This window comes from Rhizobium sp. RU20A (assembly GCF_900155885.1).
GTDB lineage: Bacteria > Pseudomonadota > Alphaproteobacteria > Rhizobiales > Rhizobiaceae > RU20A.
The window spans coordinates 40073-59934 of the sequence record NZ_FTMB01000014.1 but is presented as its reverse complement, the minus strand read 5'-3'; the positions used below and the strand labels follow the sequence as shown (position 1 = coordinate 59934).

Annotated in this window: 16 protein-coding genes; 5 read left to right on the top strand and 11 right to left on the bottom strand. The window is 64.1% G+C overall.

Features of this window, described 5'->3' with window-relative positions:
• The first annotated feature begins 156 nt into the window (after positions 1-156).
• Together F3H41_RS20430 and F3H41_RS20425 are read left to right on the top strand one after the other, a co-directional pair.
• Positions 157-1515 carry a lipopolysaccharide biosynthesis protein gene (locus tag F3H41_RS20430; protein WP_244616299.1) on the top strand — a complete coding sequence of 453 codons (1359 nt, stop codon included), beginning with the start codon at positions 157-159 and terminating at the stop codon, positions 1513-1515.
• Positions 1515-2792 carry a GNAT family N-acetyltransferase gene (locus tag F3H41_RS20425; RefSeq protein ID WP_149740582.1) on the top strand — a complete coding sequence of 426 codons (1278 nt, stop codon included), beginning with the start codon at positions 1515-1517 and terminating at the stop codon, positions 2790-2792. The genes F3H41_RS20430 and F3H41_RS20425 overlap by 1 nt, the downstream gene beginning before the upstream one ends.
• Before the next feature lie 9 nt (positions 2793-2801).
• Here the strand turns inward: F3H41_RS20425 and F3H41_RS20420 are convergent, their stop codons facing one another.
• The 11 genes from F3H41_RS20420 to F3H41_RS20370 form a co-directional block, all read right to left on the bottom strand.
• The gene (locus F3H41_RS20420) at positions 2802-4433 is read right to left on the bottom strand and encodes an AMP-binding protein (RefSeq protein WP_149740580.1); all 1632 of its coding nucleotides are present in this window, start codon (positions 4431-4433) and stop codon (positions 2802-2804) included.
• Between the two features lie 72 nt (positions 4434-4505).
• A complete protein-coding gene (locus F3H41_RS20415) occupies positions 4506-5531 on the bottom strand; it encodes a glycerol-3-phosphate dehydrogenase (protein WP_149740579.1) in 1026 nt (341 codons plus the stop codon).
• A 130-nt stretch (positions 5532-5661) separates the two neighbouring features.
• Complete coding sequence (locus tag F3H41_RS20410; protein WP_149740577.1) at positions 5662-7710, bottom strand: bifunctional aldolase/short-chain dehydrogenase; 2049 nt, start codon at positions 7708-7710, stop codon at positions 5662-5664.
• 34 nt (positions 7711-7744) lie between these two features.
• Complete coding sequence (locus tag F3H41_RS20405) at positions 7745-7939, bottom strand: hypothetical protein (RefSeq protein WP_149740576.1); 195 nt, start codon at positions 7937-7939, stop codon at positions 7745-7747.
• Between the two features lie 15 nt (positions 7940-7954).
• Positions 7955-9019, bottom strand: a complete 1065-nt coding sequence (gene ugpC, locus F3H41_RS20400) for a sn-glycerol-3-phosphate ABC transporter ATP-binding protein UgpC (protein WP_149740574.1) — start codon at positions 9017-9019, stop codon at positions 7955-7957.
• Between the two features lie 57 nt (positions 9020-9076).
• Positions 9077-9802, bottom strand: coding sequence for an SDR family oxidoreductase (locus F3H41_RS20395; protein ID WP_149740573.1), 726 nt, complete (start codon positions 9800-9802; stop codon positions 9077-9079).
• Between the two features lie 73 nt (positions 9803-9875).
• Positions 9876-11372, bottom strand: a complete 1497-nt coding sequence (locus tag F3H41_RS20390; RefSeq protein ID WP_149740572.1) for an extracellular solute-binding protein — start codon at positions 11370-11372, stop codon at positions 9876-9878.
• A gap of 87 nt (positions 11373-11459) precedes the next feature.
• Positions 11460-12341, bottom strand: a complete 882-nt coding sequence (locus F3H41_RS20385; RefSeq protein WP_149740570.1) for a carbohydrate ABC transporter permease — start codon at positions 12339-12341, stop codon at positions 11460-11462.
• 2 nt (positions 12342-12343) lie between these two features.
• A complete protein-coding gene (locus F3H41_RS20380) occupies positions 12344-13231 on the bottom strand; it encodes a sugar ABC transporter permease (protein ID WP_149740568.1) in 888 nt (295 codons plus the stop codon).
• Between the two features lie 144 nt (positions 13232-13375).
• A complete protein-coding gene (locus F3H41_RS20375; RefSeq protein ID WP_149740567.1) occupies positions 13376-14197 on the bottom strand; it encodes an HAD-IIB family hydrolase in 822 nt (273 codons plus the stop codon).
• Between the two features lie 4 nt (positions 14198-14201).
• Positions 14202-15557 (bottom strand): sn-glycerol-1-phosphate dehydrogenase, encoded by a 1356-nt coding sequence (locus F3H41_RS20370; protein ID WP_149740566.1) that lies wholly within the window; start codon positions 15555-15557, stop codon positions 14202-14204.
• 115 nt (positions 15558-15672) lie between these two features.
• Here F3H41_RS20370 and F3H41_RS20365 point away from each other — a divergent pair, with 115 nt between their 5' ends.
• The 3 genes from F3H41_RS20365 (at position 15673) to glgA (ending at position 19798) form a co-directional block, all read left to right on the top strand.
• Positions 15673-16659, top strand: a complete 987-nt coding sequence (locus F3H41_RS20365) for a sugar-binding transcriptional regulator (RefSeq protein WP_149740564.1) — start codon at positions 15673-15675, stop codon at positions 16657-16659.
• Between the two features lie 71 nt (positions 16660-16730).
• A complete protein-coding gene (locus tag F3H41_RS20360) occupies positions 16731-18221 on the top strand; it encodes an FGGY-family carbohydrate kinase (RefSeq protein WP_149740563.1) in 1491 nt (496 codons plus the stop codon).
• Positions 18222-18310: 89 nt separating this feature from the next.
• Complete coding sequence (glgA, locus tag F3H41_RS20355; protein ID WP_149740562.1) at positions 18311-19798, top strand: glycogen synthase GlgA; 1488 nt, start codon at positions 18311-18313, stop codon at positions 19796-19798.
• Positions 19799-19862: the final 64 nt, after the last annotated feature.

Here is a 19862-nt window from a genome sequence, read left to right as displayed (position 1 = left end):
CGCCGGAACAGACGCGCGAACGCGATCCGAACCCTTTGTTAACGCTGTTCGGGCAAGAGTGACGCCAGTGTGTTCTGCGTCCGGGTAGTTGCGTTCATGTCAGCGGTAGAGCCAGCGGAAAGGCTAGAGCGGGGCCTTGCGTCCAAAGCCTTCGGCATGGGCCGCAAGGTGATGGGTGCCCTGCGCGGCAACGACCAGCGCGCTCTTGCCCAGCGCATGGCGCTGATCGCCTTTGCGGTGCGGGTGCTCTCCGCCGCCATCGCCTTCGTTTCCCAGATCATCCTCGCGCGCCTCATGGGCGAATTCGAATACGGCATCTTCGTCTTCGTCTGGTCGCTTGCCGTTCTCTTCGGCAACCTCTCCTGCTTCGGCTTCCACTCCACCATCATCCGATTCCTGCCGGGCTACGGGGCCGCTGGCGCAATGGCCGAGATCCGCGGCATCATGGCAACCGTGCGCATCTTCGCCATGGGCGCCGCGACGCTTCTCGCCGCCATCGGCTTTGCCGTGATCTGGCTGCTCGGGGATGTCATTGAAGCCTATTATCTTGTGCCGCTGACCCTCGGCATCTTTCTTCTGCCGATGATCGCCCTCGGGGATGCCATGGAAGGAACCGCACGCGCCCATAGCTGGGCCCTGCGAGCGCTCAGCCCCACCTATATCGTGCGCCCCCTTCTGATCCTCGCCTTCATGGTTCTCTTTGCGGCAAGCGGCGAGCCGCACACGGCCGAGATCGCCATGACGGCCGCACTTGCCGCCACCTACGTGACGAGCGTGGGTCAATATGTGCTGCTGACCCGCAAGCTCCGGCGCCACTATCCGCGTGGCCCGCTCGCCATCGATTTCTCGGCCTGGCTGAAAGTCGCGGCACCGATTTTCCTCATCGAGGGCTTCGGCTTTCTGCTGACCAATTCCGACGTCATCGTCGTCGGGCTCTATCTCGATCCGCAAAGCGTGGCGATCTACTTCGCCGCCGCCAAGACCATGGCGCTGGTGCAGTTCGTGATGTTCTCGGTCAAGGCCGCGTCCGCGCCGCGTTTTTCGGCCGCCATGGCCGCGAAAGACAAGGATCATCTCGCCGCAATCGCGCTCGAGAGCGCCCGCTGGTCCTTCTGGCCCTCACTTGCCATCGGTACGCTCGTGCTCTTGGCCGGCCCCTTCCTGCTCTCGCTCTTCGGCCCGGCCTTCGGTGACGGCTACGCGCTGATGTTCATCCTGTTTGCAGGCATGATGGCAAAGGCGCTGGTTGGCCCGGCGGAAGCCTTCCTCACCATGGCGGGACAACAGCGGCTCTGCGCCCTCCTCTATGCAACCGCGCTTGCCATCAACATTTCGCTGAACGTGACGCTGATTCCCGCCTTCGGTCTGACGGGCACGGCCGCCGCCACGGCCGGCGCCATGCTCTGCGAGGCGCTCATGCTACATCTCGCCGTACGCCGGACTTTCGGCTTCACACTCTTTGCCTTCGCGCGCATGCCTGCGCCGCAAACTCCACCCACGACGGGAACACCATAATGGAACGCTATCAGGTCACTGCCGACATCGCCGAAAAAACAGGTGGATATCTGGCCGGCTTCACCCGTGTCCAGCAGCATGAGCCAAAACCCGAGATCCGCATCGAGGTCGGGCGTCCCGGCCGGTCGCTGAGCATTTATGGCGCTGCCGCCGGCTACGAGTTGCAGGAGGAAATGGAATTCCTGTCGAACCGCGCCATCGAGCCGAACATCTTCTTCACCGGCAATTTCCTGGCGCCTGCCATGCCGCGCCTCGAAGACCGCGTCATCAAGCTGGCGATCCTGCGTGACTACAAGCAGGACAGCAGTCGGCTGCGCTTTCTGATGCCCTTTTCCATCGAGCGCCCCGGCTTTTCCGTCGGCGCGCCGATCATCCGCGCTTGGGCAAACCCCTTCGGCCCGCTCGGTGTGCCCCTGGTCGATGCCGAGGAAGCCTCCATCACCATCGACAATCTCCTGGAAGCCCTGCGCGACCCCAAGGCCGGCCTGCCCCGCATCCTCGTGCTGCCCGACATGCGCATGAACGGCAAGGTCGCCCAGCTTGTGCGCGCCGTGGCAATCGGCCGGAACCTGCCGCTGACCGTTTCCGATACCGTGTCTCGCCCCATGCTGGAAAGCCTGCTCGACGGTGAGACCTATCTGCGCAAGGCAATCAGCCCCGCCCATTTCCGCGAGTTGCGCCGCCAGTGGAACAAGCTCGAGCAGCTTGGCCGCCTGACCTACTCGGTCGCGCGCCAGCCGGATGAAATACGGACGCGCATGGAGGACTTCCTGGCGCTTGAGGCGGGTGGATGGAAGGGCGAGGAGCGCTCCGCCCTCGTCATGGATCGCTATCGAGCCGCCTTCACGCGCGAGGCCATCACCAATCTTGCCGAAGCCGACTGCGTGCGCATCCACACGCTCGATCTGGACGACAAGCCGATCGCCGCCATGGTGGTGTTCATCATGGCCGGCGATGCCTATACCTGGAAGACCGCCTATGACGAGACCTATGCCCGCTACTCGCCTGGCAAACTGCTGGTCGCGGAACTGACGGAATGGCATCTGGATGACGCCAACATCCGGCGCACCGATAGCTGCGCCGTGCCGGACCATCCGGTCATGAGCCGTCTGTGGGAGGAGCGCGACGAGATCGCCAGCATCGTCATTGGCCTCGATCACAATCGCGACCGCGAGGTGAGGCAGGTGGCCGCGCAACTGCACCTTTACCGCAACACCCGCAACATTGCCCGCCTTCTGCGCGAGAAGATCCGTGCTCTTTCGCCGGGGAAACGCTGAAGCGGAGGCCTACTCCGCCGCTTCCGCCACCGCCTTGTCACGCAGCAGGCGGCGGATCACCTTGCCGGACGTTGTCAGCGGCAGCGCGTCGACGAAGGCAATCTCCCGCGGATATTCGTGCATGGAAAGCCGCGTCTTCACCCAGTCGCGGATCTCTCGCTCCAGCGCTTCGGACGGCGTCTGGCCGGGCGCCAGTACCACATAGGCCTTGACGATCTCCGTGCGCACCGGGTCGGGCTTGCCGACAACGGCGGCAAGTTGCACGGCAGGGTGGCCAACAAGGCAATCCTCGATCTCGCCCGGCCCGATCCGATAACCGGAAGAAGTAATGACATCGTCGTCGCGGCCGAAGAAGGTGAAATATCCCTCCGCATCCATGACGCCCTGGTCACCTGTGGTCATCCAGTCGCCGATGAACTTGCGGTCCGTCGCGTCCTCGTTCTTCCAGTAGCCGAGGAACATCACGGGGTCGGGACGCTGCACCGCCACCTGCCCGATGGACCCGGCCGGCAGCACGCGCCCCGCGTCATCGATGATGGCGACGCGGTGGCCGGGAGCCGCCTTGCCCATCGAACCGCCCTTGATGACGCCGCAGGCGGCCGATGACGACAGCACGATATTGCACTCCGTCTGCCCGTAGAATTCGGCGACCTCGATCCCGAGAGCATCCCGCGCCCATTCGAAGGTCTCGCGCCCCAGCGCCTCGCCCGCCGAACCGATGGTGCGAAGCTTGAGATCGTAATGGTCGCGCGGCCGCTCCACCGCCTTCATCAACCTCAGGGCCGTCGGCGGGATGAACGCGTTGCGCACATCCATCTCCGCCAGAATGCTGAAGGCCATGTGCGGATCGAATTTCTGCGCCGGCGACGAAACCACGGGAACGCCGAGCAGCAGCGAGGGCAGCAGCGCATTCAGCAGCCCGCCCGCCCAGGCCCAGTCGGCCGGCGTCCACATGCGGTCGCCCGGCTGCGGCAGGAAATCATGGTGGAACTGGAAACCTGGCACATGGCCGAGCAGAACGCGATGGCCATGCAGCGCACCCTTCGGCGGCCCCGTCGTGCCGGAGGTGTAGATCATCATGGCGGGGTCGTCCGGCCCCGTATCGGCAATGGCTGCAATTGGCGGGTGTGCCGCGACGAGTGCCGCGAAGGACGGCACGCCGTCCATGGTATCCGTGGATATGAGGACACGCAGATCCGGCAGTGCCGACCGGATGGCAGCGATGCGCTCCGCGCCGAAACCGTTCGTCACGACCGCCACCGCGCCCGCATCTTTCAGCCGGTAGGCGAGCGCCTCGACGCCGAAAAGCAGCGCCAGCGGCAGGGCGATGGCGCCGAGCTTGTAGATCCCGACATGGGCGATCGCGGCTTCGAAGCCCTGCGGCAAGAGGATGGCGACCCGGTCACCGGCCACCACACCACAGGCCGCAAGCGCCGCCGCAAAGCGCGAGGACTGGTCGGCAAACTGACCGTAGCTCAGCCGTTGATGCTGTCCATCCGGGGAGAAATGTTCGAGGCAGACCCGCTCCGGTTCATGCGCCGCCCAGGCGTCCGAAACGGCAGCGCCGATGTTGAAGCTCTGAGGAATGACCCATTCGAAACGAGCCATGAGCGTGTCGTAGTGATCGATGACGGGCAGCATCGCAATTCCCTTTGCTGCACTGCACCTACCACTCGCCTGAGACGGTGACAATTGCGTTGCAGCGCAAGGCGCTCAGGCAAACAGGCGCCGGAAGTCGAAATCCAGCTTGCCGCCACCGAGCACCGCATCCACGATTGCCCAGGCCAGCGGGAATTCGCGCCGCGTCTCAGGAAGCGTCTTCAAGAGATCGACCAGCACGCGGGCCGTGTCGATGCCCTCGACGGTCTCGCCCGCCAGCGCGCCGGACATGACGTCATCGACGCTGCGATCCTCCCCGAGCCCATGGCCGAGCCGGCTGTTGCGGCCGCCGCCAACCGTGACATGCAGGTCGCCGATGCCAGCGAGATCGTAAGCCGTCTCCCGCCGCCCGCCGATCATCTCGCATAGCCGCGCCATTTCGCAAGCGGCTTGCGTGAAAGCGGCCGCCGTCGGGTTCTTCGACTGGCCATCCGGGCGACCATGATCCGGATAGCGCGTCTGCATGGCGCTGACGCCGATCGCGAAGAAGTTCTTCAGCGCCGCACAGCACTCGACGCCTGTGGCGTCGTCGGTGACATCCAGCCGGTAATAGGGCGTCCGCATCAGCGAGCGCGCAATTTCGGCAGCCTTCCGATCACGGCAGGAATAGACGCTGGTTGTCGGGTAGCGGTTGGCAAGTTCGCGCGCAATGCACGGGCCGCCAATGCCGATGAAGGCGGAGATCGTTTTCACCTGTCCCGGAATGGTCTCGGCATAGGAAACGATGCTGCCATCCTGCCGGTCGAGCCCCTTGGTGACGAAGGCAACGGGCTTCGGCGCAAGCAGCGTTTCGTTGAGCCGCTGGATGGCCCAGGGGATGCCGGGGCTGCTGACGCCGATGATGACGAGATCGGCGGCCGCCATGTGCTCCGGCCTGAGTTCGCCGTCGGCAAGCGCCGTGACACTTGGCGCCAGCGGATGATCAAGCTTCGGATGCACGCCACCCGGCGTCTTCAGACGTTCGATGACCGCGCCATCCAGCGGCGTACCGACGACCGTCACCGCATGCCCGTTATCCGCTGCCGGCACCGCCAGCGCCGTGCCCATCACACCCGCACCGAGGATCAGGATCCTTGCCATGCGCCTCACTCACCTTCCGGGGCATCGCATCGCTGCCCGCTCTTGCCAAATCCCAAAACCTTGCGGGTCGCGCCCCGCTAGCCGAAAGGACGCATGCCGGAAAGCCATCCCCGGCATGCCGCGCCCAGCGTTACCGCATCATCGCTGCGACATTGCCGCCATCGACGGTGACGACGGCGCCCGTCGAGGTGCGGGCCTTGGCGAGGTGCACGAAGGCGGCCGCCACGTCGGCACCGGTCACTTCGCGCCGCACCAGATTGCCACGCATGTATTCCTCGGCCGAGATGCCGCGCGCCTTGGAGCGATCGGCCACCATCTGGTCGGTCATCAGGCCCGTGCGGATCCGGTCGGCATTGACGGCATTCGACGTGATGCCGGAAGCGCCATGCTCGATCGCATATTGCCGCATCAGGGCCATCAGCGCCGCCTTCGACGTGCCATAGGGGCCGAAATCGGCACCGGGATTGACCGCTTGCTTCGAGACGTTGAAGACGATGGCGCCGCCGGTCTTCTGCGTCTCCATCACCTTCACCACGGCGCGTGCCATGTAGTGGTGGCTCCAGAAGTTGAGGTCGAAAGCCCTACGGAACGTCTCCTCGTCCACCGACACCAGCTTGCCCTGGAAGGCGGCGCCCGCATTCGAGATGAGGATATCGACGCCGCCGAAATGGCCGGCGACCTTGGCGACCGCCGCATCGACCGCTTCGGGCTTGGTGACGTCGCAGACGACCGGAAGCGCACCGAGCCGCTTTGCCTCCCGCGTCAGGGCCTCCTCGGAAATATCGACCAGCGCGATCTCCGCGCCCTCCGCCTTGAGCGCTTCAGCGACCGCAAGGCCAAGGCCGCTCGCCCCGCCCGTGACGATGGCGACCTGACGCGTCAGGGGCTTTTCCTGCACCTTGGTCAGCTTCACCTGTTCCAGCGACCAGTATTCGAGATCGAAGAGATCCTCTTCCGACAGCGCCTCAAAGGCGTCGATCCCTTCGGCATTGGTGATGACATTGATGGTCGCCTCGATCACGTCGGCACCGACAAGCGCATTCTTGCGCGCCGCACCGGCCGAGAAGATGCCGACGCCGGCCACATAGAAGGCGCGCGGCATCGGATCGAGCATCGTCTTGATGCCGCCGACGCGGGCATTGTTGCGTTCGAAATAGGCGGTGTATTCCGCCTTGTAGTCCGCGACCGCCTTGCGCACCGTCTCCGCCCACTGGTCGAGTTCACCGGCCACCGGCACCGGCAGCGCCACGCCGAAACGCTTGATGTGGATGACGTGCTCCGGCGTTGCATTGCCGCGACGCACCAGGCTGTTCAGATTCTCCGCGTTGCAGAAATCGAGGATCTTCTCGCCCGTGCGATGCTCCAGCACGAAGCGCTTCGGCTGGCCCTCGACGCCCGTATCGATGGCGATTGCGCCGCGGATGACTGGCGCGATCTCGGCGGCGGAAGCAAGCTTGGCTGGAACGGCAATGCTCTTGAAGGGCTTGGGATTGCCCTGCGCAATGCGCTTTTCCGCCTTGTCGATTTTCGCAATCATGTCCTCGTAGGAGGTGCGCGCATCCTCCGACCAGGTGAAGATGCCGTGCTTGAGAAGGATCATGCCGTCGGCCTTGGGGTTGGCCTTGAAGGCCTTGTCGCAGGCCTTGGCGAGATCGAAGCCGGGCATGACATAGGGCACGATGATCGCGTCAGGGAAGAGTTCGCGGACGATCTCCTCGCCATGCGGCTGGTTGGTCAGCGAGACGATGGCATTCGCATGGGTGTGGTCAATGTGCTTGAAGGGCAGCAGCGCATGCAGGATCGCTTCGACCGACGGGTTCGGTGCGGCCGGATCGATCAGCAGGCGACGCTGAAGCATGACCATGTCGTCATCCGACAGCGTCTCGAAATTCACCATCGCCTTCAGCGGATCGAGGCGCACGGCCGGCAGGCCCGGCGGCTCGATCGTGCCCATGTCCCAGCCGCTGCCCTTGACGCAGAGCACGTCGACGCGCGAGCCGTCCATCTCGTCGAAGGTCGTCTTGACCGAGGTGTTGCCGCCGCCGTGCAGCACCAGTTCCGGATCGACGCCCAGCAGGCGGGTCGTGTAGGTTCGGATCGCGAGATCGCGGTTGACGCCCTTGGCGACATAGGCATCGACGACGGATTTGAACTCCTGGTCGGACCAGCGGGACTTCATGGCATTTCCTTTCCTGCATCGCGCGCATGGGCGCTCAGATCGTCAAATTCTCGATATGGCCTGCGTGCACATCGGGATGCGCGCGGTCGTTTTCCTGCCGATGGCCTTCCCCTCCGTCATCCTCGTGCTTGACCCGAGGATCCACGCCGCAACCCCGGTGGTCGCCGATGGATGGTCGGGTCAAGCCCGACCATGACGACGGAAAGGTTTGCGGGGCGGTCGTCGTCATCTCCAGCCTGCGTCCTCAGATGCGGACCTCCGTCTGAGCGTCGAAGACGTGAACCTTGGAGGGCGCGATGGCAAAGCGCACCGTGCTGCCTTCAGGATAGCGCGCCGCCTTGTCCACCACGGCAATGAAGCGTCCATCCGGCCCGTCGCAGAAAAGCTGCGCATCATGGCCGAGCCGCTCCTGTAGAACGGCCGTTGCAGCGAGCGTTCCGGCATCGTCCACCACGAGGTCGCTTGGCCGCACACCGACGACGACCTTCTGGCCGACCTTCGCCCGACTGCCATCCTCGATCATCACCCGTCCCGTGGCGGTCTCGACGGCCGGCGCACCATCAGCGGCCACCACCGTGCCCTGCAGGAAATTGATCGCGGATGCGCCGATGAAGTCGGCGACATATTTGCTGGCGGGGCGATCATAGACATCGTCAGGCGTGCCGATCTGCTCGATCTTGCCGGCCCGCATGACGACGATCTTGTCGGCCATGGTCATGGCCTCGATCTGGTCGTGCGTGACGTAGATGGTCGTCGTCTTCAGCCGGTTATGGAGCTGACGGATTTCCGTGCGCATATGGGCGCGCAGCTTCGCATCGAGGTTTGACAGCGGCTCGTCGAAGAGGAAGACAGCCGCCTCGCGCACCATGGCTCGGCCCATCGCAACGCGCTGACGCTGGCCGCCAGACAGCTCCTTCGGGTAGCGATCGAGATAGGGGGTCAGGTTCAGCGTCGCTGCCGCCCACTCCACCCGCTTCTTGATCTCGGCGGGTGCGACCTTCGCGACCTCGAGGCTGAAGGCGATGTTGTCGTAGACCTTCATCGTCGGATAGAGCGCATAGTTCTGGAACACCATGGCGATGGAGCGATCACGCGGATGCACGTCGTTGACGCGCTTGCCGTCGATCAGCAGGTCGCCTTCGCTGACCGTCTCCAAACCCGCCGTCATGCGCAGCAGGGTCGTCTTGCCGCAGCCGGAGGGACCGAGCAGCACGACGAATTCGTGGTCCTCGATCTTGAAGGAAATGTCGCGCATGATGTTGAGGGCACCGAAGGACTTGCCGATGCGCTGATATTCCACGGTGGCCATGGGACTCTCACTCCACTCTTTCTCGGTCGGCCCGCTGTTGCCGGCGGCGCGACGGGATCAGTATTTCTGCCGGGTCGGCGTAATGACGATTTCCTGGACGATCGCACGCTGCGGCAGCTGGTAGGCGTCGAGGATGAGCTGCGCGACCACATCGGCCGAAATGCCGCCGCCGATCGCCGCCTTGTTGGCGCGGTAGTTCGCGAGCGTCGTCTCGTCCTTCACATGGTCGAGCACTTCGGTATCGATGATGCCGGGCGACACGACGATCACGCGCACATCGTGCGGCGCCAGATATTCACGCAGGCTTTCGGAAACGGCATGCACGAAGAACTTCGTGCCGCAATAGACGGTGTGATCCGGATAGACCTTCCTGCCGGCAATCGAGCTCATCATCACCAGCGTGCCGTGCTTGCGGTCGATCATGCCGTTCATCACGGCATGGACGCTGTTCATCACGCCCTTGGTGTTGATGTCGATCATCTCGTCCCATTCTTCCGGCGGCTGCCGGGAGATGTCGCCGAGCCGCGCGATGCCGGCATTGGCGAACATCATGTCGACGGGACCGAACTGAGCCTCCGCATCCGCGACCGCCGCCGCGATCCCCGCGCGGTCGCGCACATCGACGGCCCTCAGCACCGCATTCGGCAGGCCGAGCGCCTCGAGGCGATCAAGCCGGCGCGCCATGAGCAGAACGGGATGGCCGGCCTTGGAAAAGGCACGCGCCACGGCTTCGCCGATGCCGGAGCTGGCGCCGGTGACGGCGATCAACGGTTTGTCGGACATCAATTCCTCCCTCATCTTCCACCTTCAAGGCATGGCCGCAGCAAAAGCCGCGACCATGCAGTTTGCGTTGGGATCAGCCCTTCAGGATTTCGCCGACCTGCTGGGCGATGCCGTCCATGGTCTCCTTGGCCGAACCGCCGCTGCCGGCGAAATACTTGCCAAGCGCAACGGGGATCGTGTCGGAGGAGATCTGTGCCCATTCCGGCAGATCCGGCTCGGAGCCCATGTACTTGTCGATCGTCTCGCGAACGACCGGCAGGTGGCGGGTGGTGCCGGCACCGACGCGGGCATTGGCCTTGACGCGCGGGTCGTCATAGACCGACGTACGGGTCGGGCCCGTGCCGCCGCCGAGCGTGGTGATGAGGGCCTGCGTATCGGCGCAGGTGGCCCACTGCATGAAGATCCAGGCGGCGTCCGGCGCCTTGGAGTACTTGGACACGGCGAGCGAGGAACCGCCCTGGTGGCCGACGCCGGGAATTTCGCCATAGCCGCACTGGTCGGGCATGCGCAGCGAAATCGGCTGCGGCGGGATGACGGCTTCGCACAGGCCCGAGACCTTGGTCTGGGTCGGATCGTCGAAATAGGGGAAGAACTCGCCCCAGGAAAGCATGGAGGCGGCAACACCCTGTGCGATCGCCTGGCCCTGACCGTCCCACGTCCACTGATCGACGCCCGGCGGCATGATGGCCTTGAGCTTCGTGTAGTAGTCGAGGGCGGCAAGACCCTGCTCGTCATTGCCCGAGAACTGCTTGTCGGCGTTGAAGATGGAGCCTCCGTGGCCCCACAGCATCGACGTCCACTCGCATTCCAGCGCGTAGTGACCGGACTTCATCTGGCCGGCATAACCGAACATGTTCGGGCCCATCTCCTTCGAGATGGTCGCGGAGTTGGTGTAGAGCTCCTCGAAGGTCGTCGGCGCCTTGAGACCCAGCTTCTCGTAGATGTCCTTGCGGTAGATCATGATGAAGATCGGGATGTCGTAGGGAACGCCGACCCACCGGTCTTCATACTTCGAGATACCGTCCACCAGTGCCGGCATGAAGTCGTCGATATTGTAGTTCGGCATGGCGAGGTCAGGCTTGGCCTCGATCTGCTCGCGCGGATCGAAGACGTCCTGGCTGAAGGATGCCGCCCAGCTCTGGTCGATGTAGTAGAGGTCGTAGGTGCCGAGCGAGGAGGCGACGTCGAGCGTCAGCTTCTGCAGAACCTGCTCGAGCGGCAGTACCTCGATCTCGACCTTGATGCCGGTCGCTTCCTCGAAATACTTCTTGAGCTGCGAATTGATCGCGTTCGACGGCGGCGTCGATTCCGTCGCGAGCTTCAGCGTGGTGCCGGCAAACGGCTTGCCGACTTCCTTCAGCCAGGAAATGACCTCGGCCGAGGGCTGCATCTGCTCTTGCGCGAGCGCCTTGTTCATCACGAAGGGACGGCTGCCCATGCCCATGCCGAGCGCGGTGGCGCCAAGGCCAAGCTTGCCGGCAGCGCCGAGGAACGAACGGCGGTCCATCTGGCCACGCACGAAGCGGTCCGTGATGTTGGCGAGATAGAATTTTCTGTCTTTCTCTTTCATGTGTTTCTCCTCCTCTATCCGGTGCCGGGTTTGGCACCTGATCTCCACTGTCCGAAGGGCGGCCCTCTTCCCAAGCCGCCCGCCGAATTACTGTTTCAACGATCCCATCGTCAGGCCGCGCACCAGATGGCGCTGCACCAGAAGGATCGTGATGAAAGCGGGCACGATGGCGGCAGCACCCAGCGCCGCCATGTTGCCCCAGGCCGTGCCGATCGAGGTCACGAACGTGGACGAGACGACGGGCACGGTCTTGAGGCCGGTCTGCGTCAGCGTCAGCACGAACAGGAATTCCGTCCATGAAAAGATGAAGCAGAGCACCGCCGTTGCCGCGATCCCGCCCTTGGCCATCGGCAGCACGATGCGGCGGAAGATCGTCCAGCGCGATGCGCCGTCCAGCAGCGCGCTCTCGTCGATCTCGGCCGGAATGTCGTCGAAAAAGCTCTTGAGGAGCAGCACGGCAAGCGGCAGGTTCATCAGGCCATGGATCAGGATGACGCCGAGATAGGTATCGAGCAGGCTGAACTGCTTGAAAATGAAGAACATCGGAATGGCGACCGCGACCGGCGGCATCATGCGGGTGGAGAGCACCCAGTTCACGAACTCATGCCGTCCCCGGAAATTCATGCGCGACAGCGCATAGGAGGCAAGCGTCGCCACCACGATCGCCAGCACCGTCGAGAGCGAGGCGACGACGATCGAATCCCACAGGCGCGGTCCCATGTAGAAATTGCCGCCGCCGGGCGTCACGGCTTCCTGGTTGCCGAAGGAAAACCCCAGCGAGATGCCGAAGACCTGCTCGAAATTGCGCACCGTCGGATGGAAATCGAAGATGATCGGCGGCCAGTTGAAGATTTCCTTCGCGTCGCGGAAGGCGACGGACGTCCAGAAATAGATCGGGAAGAAGAACGCCCCGACGACGAGCCAGCCGGCGATGGTGCGAAGCGTGCGAGTGAAGCGGCTCTGGTGCATGATTACCACCGTACCTTGGCGACGCGGATGAAGAGATTGGCAAGGACCATGATGATGACGAGGCTCGTCAGGCTGAGCGTCGCGCCATATCCCCATTTCAGAAAGGAGAAGGTCTGCTGCCAGGCGTAGAGGCTGAGCGTGTAGGTGGACGTTCCCGGCCCGCCGGAGGTCATCACGAAGACGTAGTCGAAGACGCGGAAGAGATCGATGCCGCGCAGCAGGATGGCGACCGCAATCACCTTCGACATCATCGGCAGCGTCAGGCGACGGAACATCTGGAACGACGAGGCACCGTCGATCATCGCCGCTTCATACGGCTCGGTCGGCAGCGAACGCAGGCCGGCCATGAAGATCAGCACCATGAAGGGCGTCCACTGCCAGATTTCAGCCAGGAGAACACCGATCAGCGCCAGCGAGGACGTCGCAAGGATGGGCGTCGATTTGTCGAGGATACCCAACTGGTTGAGGAAATAAGAAAGGACGCCGAATTGCGGGTCCTGCATCAGCAGGAACATCATGCCGGCGATCGCGGGAGGAATGACCAACGTCATGGACAGGATCGCACGCAGCGCCCCGAAGCCCGGCAATTCGGCGTCAAGCAGCAGCGCCACCGCCATGCCGAGCACCAGCTCGACGGTCAGCGCAATCACGAAATAGAGGAAGGTGACGCCAAGCGCGCCCCAGAAGCGGGTGTCATTCCACAGTTGCACCCAGTTGTCGAAACCGACAAAGGCGAGCGTGCGTTTGCGCGGCACGAATTCGTGGAAGCTCAGCCAGACATTGTAGATCAGCGGATAGATCGTGAAGACGATCAGAAGCGCGATCAGCGGCGCGAGCCACGGCCACGGCGAATCCGAGATCGCGATGCGTTTGACCTGGGCAACGGACATGGCGCGTTTTCCTCCACGAGCGTCGCGCACCCTTTCCGGGCGTCGCCACACTCCCTCCTCTTCTCACGGGGATCAAACGCGAAGGCGTCGCGAACCCCGTCTCTTCCAGACCGTCAGCCCCGTCTCCAGCGGGACTGCGGCCCCTTATTCCGCGGCGCGAACGCCGGATGCCGCGCGTGCGGCAAGAATGCGGTCGGCAACCTCCACGAAGCCATGACCGCCTTCCTTCGCCGCCACATAGGCCGGCTCCGCATCCATGCGGCCACGGAAGGCCAGCACGTTCGCGACGCCGCAGGCATGCGGGAAGAAGCCGAACATCGGCGCGTCATTCGGGCTGTCGCCCACGAAGACTACCTTCTCCTTGTCGGCATCGATATCGAAGGCGAGCACCTCGGCCGCGAAGCGCCGCGAGGTGGTCAGCTTGTCGTAGTCGCCGTACCAGCCGTTGACGTGGATGGACGAGACCTTGGCGACCGCGCCCTCCTCCTCGAAGATCGCCTTGATGCGATCGACCGACGCAACGGGAAGCGCCGGCACATCTTCGCAGAAATCGACCGCGAGATCAGCCTCGCGATAGAGCTGGTCGGCAGAAATCGCAGCGCCCGGCACTTCCGCCAGAACCCGCGCGCGAACGGTGATCAGCTTCTGGCGATCGGCGGCGCGCTGCGCCTCGGCAACTGCGAAGACGCGGCGCATGCGGCGCGCTTTTTCGTCGTAGGAAAAGTAAAAAGCCCCGTTTTCACCGACGACACCGGCCACCGGCCACATGCGGGCGATCATGTCGCACCAGCCGGCCGGACGCCCGGTGATCGGCGCGACCGCGATGCCGCTTTCGCTAAGCCGCTCCAGCGCGTCATAGGCCACGGCCGGCAGACGCCCCTCGTTGGTCAGTGTGTCGTCGATATCGCAAAACAGCACCGAAATTCCGGCAGCGACATCGAGCGGCATGGTGGAAACGGGACGCATCGGCTCACTGCTCCCGGGCTGCGAAATCGGCAAGCAGGCCTTCGTCGGCGGCAATGTCGATGAAGGAATAACGGTTGCGCATCTCGCGGCTGTGGATGACGGCCTCACGGTAGAAATCGACGGGCAGGCCAAGATCGGCCGCCGTCATTGGTCCGCCGGCATCGCGCAGCATCTGCTCCATTTCCTCGACCGGAAGGGCAAAGGCCTGCAATTCCTTGCGCAGCGTCGGCCACATCGCCGCGAGCTTTTCGTTGATTTCTGCCGCGCCTTTCGCGTCGAAGATCTTCGGCTGGATCTCGGCAAAGCACTGCGCCGCGATCTCGTCGCCCATGCGCCGCGCCATGTCGGCGGGGTCGATGACCGTCGGGCGGATCACCGGCGGCTTCTCGCTCTCGAGGTAATGCCGCTGGATGCGCGCCATGGTCAGCGTCGCCACACCCACTTGCTGCCCATGCAGCGTGCCAGGGTGCCGATCGCCGGCAAAGCAGTCGATGTAATGGGAAATCTGGTGCTCGCCCATCGAGCCGTGGTTGGACATGCCCGTGAAGGAGACACCGAGGCCGCAGAGCGTCAGCACGCGGTGCAGATAGCCGTTGGCGGCGATATCGCCGGCCGCAAGGCCTGCGGCGCGCGCGTTCAGCTCGTCCTCGTCCTTCTGCTGCAGCACGTAAGGTACGGTCGAATAGACACTACCGAGCAGGCGGTGCGACATCCACCAGTCGACCTGCGCGACGGAGCGCACCAAGCAGTCGGCAAAGCCGGAGGCCGAGAGATGGCGCGGCGCCGCGGCAGTCACGCCGAGATCGATGAAAAAGCCGGAGGGCGCATGCGAGGGCAACGACACCTTCAGCCCGTTTTCCAGCGTGATCGAGGCGGTCGTCGACGTGTAGCCGTTCATCGATGCGGCCGTGCCGAAGACGGCGTAACGGCGATTGGTCTTGCCGGTGACGAATTTGCAGAGATCGTTGATGGTGCCGGACCCTACGGCGATCACCGCCTCGGCACCGGCGAGTTTTTCCGTGAGATCGGCAACCGCAGCCATGTCCGCATGGGGATGATCGAGGATCACCGTCTCCACCGGGCCAAGCGAAGTCAGCGCCTTGGCAACGCGCGCGCCCATCGCATCGAACGTGGCGTGGTCGGCAACGACGGTGAAGCGCTCCCCCAGCTTCAGGGACGCCACGAGGTCGGCTTCGGCGCCCGCAAGGCTTTCCTCGATGACGATGCGCTCATAGGGAACCGTGGCGGTCTTGCCGGTTTCCGGATTGACCCAGCGCCCTTCCACCACGTCATCGATCAACGCTGTCCAGCCACCTGCCGGCGCATTCTGGTCGAGCGCCGTTTTCCTTGCCGTTTCCATGGTTCCCGGTTCCGTTTTCTGTTTGTTGAACACAAATGACAACAGCTCGTGTCAAATGTCAATACACATGACAGGGCGCGTTGACAAAGGACACGGGTCGGGTCCAGATATCGCCATGACAGAGCAAAAGACGATCAACAAAAACAGTGAGGAAGCCGGCGCGCAGGTGCCGACGGAATTTGACGACGCCATCATGTGGGCGGCCTGGCTCTACTATGCCGACCAGATGACCCAGAGCGAGATCGCCAAAACGCTGAAGGTCTCGCGCGCCACCATCGTCAACTATCTGCAGGAAGCCCGCGAACGCGGCATCGTCTCGGTCAACATCAGCCCGGCCGCTGGCAGCCGCACCAGCATTGCCCGCGCCCTGATGGAGCGCTTCGGGCTCGAAGGCGCCTTCGTCATTCCAAGCACAGATGATGCGAGCCTGGCCGAGCGCCTGGGGGATGCCGGCGCGCGCGTGCTGGCCGACCAGATTGCCGATGGCGACACGATCGGCGTTGCCTGGGGGCGCACCGTTCTGGCGGCTGCCGATCGCATCGCCCTCGCCAGGCCCCTGCGCAATCTCACCGTTGTCCAGGTCTCCGGCAGCTCCACCGGCGAGCCGGAATTTTCGCCCGAACTCTGCACCTCGCTCCTGTCGAACCGCATTCATGCACGCTGCGTGAACCTTCTTGCCCCCGCCGTTCTCTCGACCCGCGCGCTGAAGGCTGCACTCCTGGCCGAACCGATCCTGCAAAAGCAGATGGAGCTCGTCCATTCCGCCAACCGTATTCTGTTCGGGGTCGGTGACATCGGCCCGCGCGCCACGGTCCGCGTCGCCTGCATCGCCAGCAACGAAGAGCTCGACGACTACGTGGGGCGCGGCGCGGTCGCGGTCATCATCGGCCGCTTCATCGATGCCGAGGGCAAGCCGGTCGGCGGCGATCATGACGAGCGCATGGTGGGCATTACGCTGGAGGAGCTCCTGGCCGTGCCGAGCCGTCTGTGCGTAGCCGGCGGAACGACGAAGATCGCCGCCATCACCGCCACGCTGAAAGCAGGCTACGCCACGCATTTCGTGACCGACATGAAGACGGCGGAAGCGCTGCTGTCGCGGTAGGAGGCGATGGCCGTGCTGTGACAGGACCGGGCGGAAGAGGCGCCCGGGACGGGAATTTGGGAGGAGTGTGCATGCAGACCGAGGAACGCTACGTCATCGGCATGGATTCATCGACGCAATCGATGAAGGCCGTCGCCTGGACGATGGATGGAACACCACGCGCCGAGGGCCGCGCGCCCCATGTCATCAGCACGCCCCATCCGCTCAAGGCGGAACAGAACGCCGAAGACTGGTGGGAGGCCGCAGCCAGCGCCCTGAAGACGCTGACCGGCAAGATCGATGCGGACAAGATTGACGGCATCGCCATCTCCAACCAGCGCGAGACCATGGTGCTCCTCGACGCCGAGCGGCGGCCGCTGGCCCCGGCCACGCTCTGGCTGGACCGGCGCGCGCAGGACGTCGTTCATCCCTTTGCCGAGGAGATCGGCCGCGAGCGCATGCATGCCATTTCCGGCAAGCCGATCGATGTGATCCCCTGCGTCTATCGGCTCAAATATCTGCGCGAGACCGACCCTTCGCTTCTGGACAGGGCCGCGCAGATTCTCAGCGTGCACGATTTCCTCGTGCAGAAGCTGACGGGCGATGCCGCCGCGAGCTGGACCAGCGCCGATCCCTTCGGCATTTTCGACATCGAAAAGAAGGCCTGGTCGCGGGAGATCCTTGATCCGCTCGGCATTGCCGCTGACAAGCTGCCGCCGGTGCACAGGCCCGGCACGCTGATCGGCCGCATCACGCAGGAGGCCGCCGATGTCACCGGCCTGAAAGTCGGCACGCCAGTCTATGCCGGTGGCGGCGACGGCCAATGCGCGAGCCTCGGCGTCGGCGCCATCGGCCCCGGCCTCGCCTATCTCAACCTCGGCACCGCCGTCGTCGGGGGCGCCTGGTCGCCGACGCCAGAGCTCAGTCGCTACTGGCGCACCCTGACCTCGCCGAGCGGCGAAGGCTACCTCCTGGAAAGCTGCCAGCGCGCCGGCGCCTACTTCATCAACTGGCTGCTCGACACTTTTGCGGGCGGGCGCAGCGATGCCCGCATCTTCGAGCGGCTGGAGGCGGAAGCCCGCGCCCTTCCGGTCGGCTCGGGCGGCGTCATGGCCTCCACCTATCTCATCGGCTGCATGGATCCGCATTGGGATGAACACGCCCGCGCCGCCTTCGTCGGGCTCGGACCAGAGGCCGGCATGGGCCACCTCTACCGCGCCTCCATGGAGGCCATCACGCTGGAATTTGTCCGCTCGCTCGCGGAAATGCGCGCCAGCGGTGCCATGGTCGATCGCATTTTCGTCATTGGCGGCGGCGCCGGCAGCCCCCTCTGGCTGAAGATGGTGGCTGACGCCAGCGGCCTGACGGTCATCCGCAGCCTGTCCAACGAAGCCTCGGCGCTCGGTGCCGGCATGGCTGCCGCCGTAGGGGCGCGATGGCACCCCGGTTTCCGGGAAGCCGTGCAGGCAATGAGCCGTCTTGCGGAGGAGGTCAAACCCGATGCGGACGCCTTTGCCGATTGGCAGGCGCTTTCGGAGCGGCAATCGCGGATTCATCCGGCCGTTGCGGCTACACGATCATGAATATTGCAACGCAGTAATTTTATGGGAACTTTTCGGCTTTTCGGTGGTTAATTGACGTCACGCCTTCTTCCGTTAGCCGAGCTCGCCCCATGAATGTCCTTTCCGTTGTGTCCGAAGTCTACCCGTTGATCAAGACGGGAGGGCTGGCGGACGTGGCCGGCGCTCTCCCGGCAGCATTGGCGGAATTCGACATCCAGTCGTTGACTGTCATACCCGGCTACCGCAAGGTGCTGGCGGCCACGCCCGAGCGTACCGAGATTGCGATGCTGCGCGATCTGCTTGGCCACGACGCGCGGATCCATCTATGCAAGGCCGGCGGTCTCGACCTGCTGATCGTTGATATCCCCGCCCTCTTTGACCGCGATGGCAGCCCCTATCAGGACGCAACCGGCGCGCCCTTTGCGGACAACTGGGAGCGCTTTGCCGTCTTCTCGCTGGCCGGCGCGCGCATCGCTGCAGGGGAAATTCCTGGCATCCAGCCGGAACTTCTCCATGTGCACGACTGGCAGACGGCTCTTGCCCCGGTCTATCTGCGCTATCGCCTGCGCCATGTCATGCCGACCGTGCTGACGCTGCACAACATCGCCTTCCAAGGCCAATACGCCTTCGGCATCATGCCGCAGCTCGGCCTGCCGCCAGCGGCCTTCAGCATCGACTGCCTCGAATATTACGGCGATATCGGCTACCTCAAGGGCGGCATCCTGACGGCCGATGCCATCACCACTGTCAGCCCGACCTATGCCCGCGAAATCCTCGCAAGGCCGCTCGGCATGGGGCTGGAGGGCGTGCTGCAGAAGCGGCGCAACGATCTCTACGGCATCGTCAACGGCATCGATCTTGAGACCTGGTCTCCCGAGCAGGACCCTCTCCTGCCTGCCCCCTACGGCGTTGACCAACTCGACCGGCGTGGCGAGAACCGGGCGGCGCTCCTCGCCCGTGTCGGCTTGCCCGACCTCGGTGGCCCGCTCTTTGCCGTCTTGACGCGCCTTGCCTGGCAGAAAGGGTCGGACCTCATCGAACCCGTGGCCGAGGAAATCTTCGCGGCCGGCGGGCAGATCATCGTCTGCGGCGAGGGCGATCCGCTCATTGAAAAGGGCTTGCAGGCGCTCGCTGCCCGCCATCCGGACAAGGTCGCCGTCGTGGTCGGCTACAACGAGACCATGGCGCACCTGATCATGGGCGGCGCCGATGTCCTGCTGCAACCATCCCGTTTCGAGCCCTGCGGCCTCACGCAACTCTATGCGATGCGCTATGGCACAATCCCGCTGGCCGCCCGCACCGGCGGCCTTTCGGAGACCATCATTGATGCCAATGATGCAGCGCTCGCCCGCGATGTTGCAACGGGCTTCCAGTTCTATCCGGTGAATGCGGAAAGCCTTCGACACGCCATCTTCATGGTCAGCGAGGTCTTTCGCGACGGACAGACTTGGCAGCGCCTGCAGCGGCAGGCCATGACGGCCGACTTCTCCTGGTCCCGCAGCGCAGCGCAATATGCGCAGCTCTTCGAAGCTCTCCACGAGCACCACACACGGATCAACGCTTCAGACACACCATCCCATTCAAGGCGCGCCATCTGAGAGCCCGCCGGACGCCATAACCTGCGACCGGACAGCAAAAAGCCGCCTACCCAGCGGATAAGCG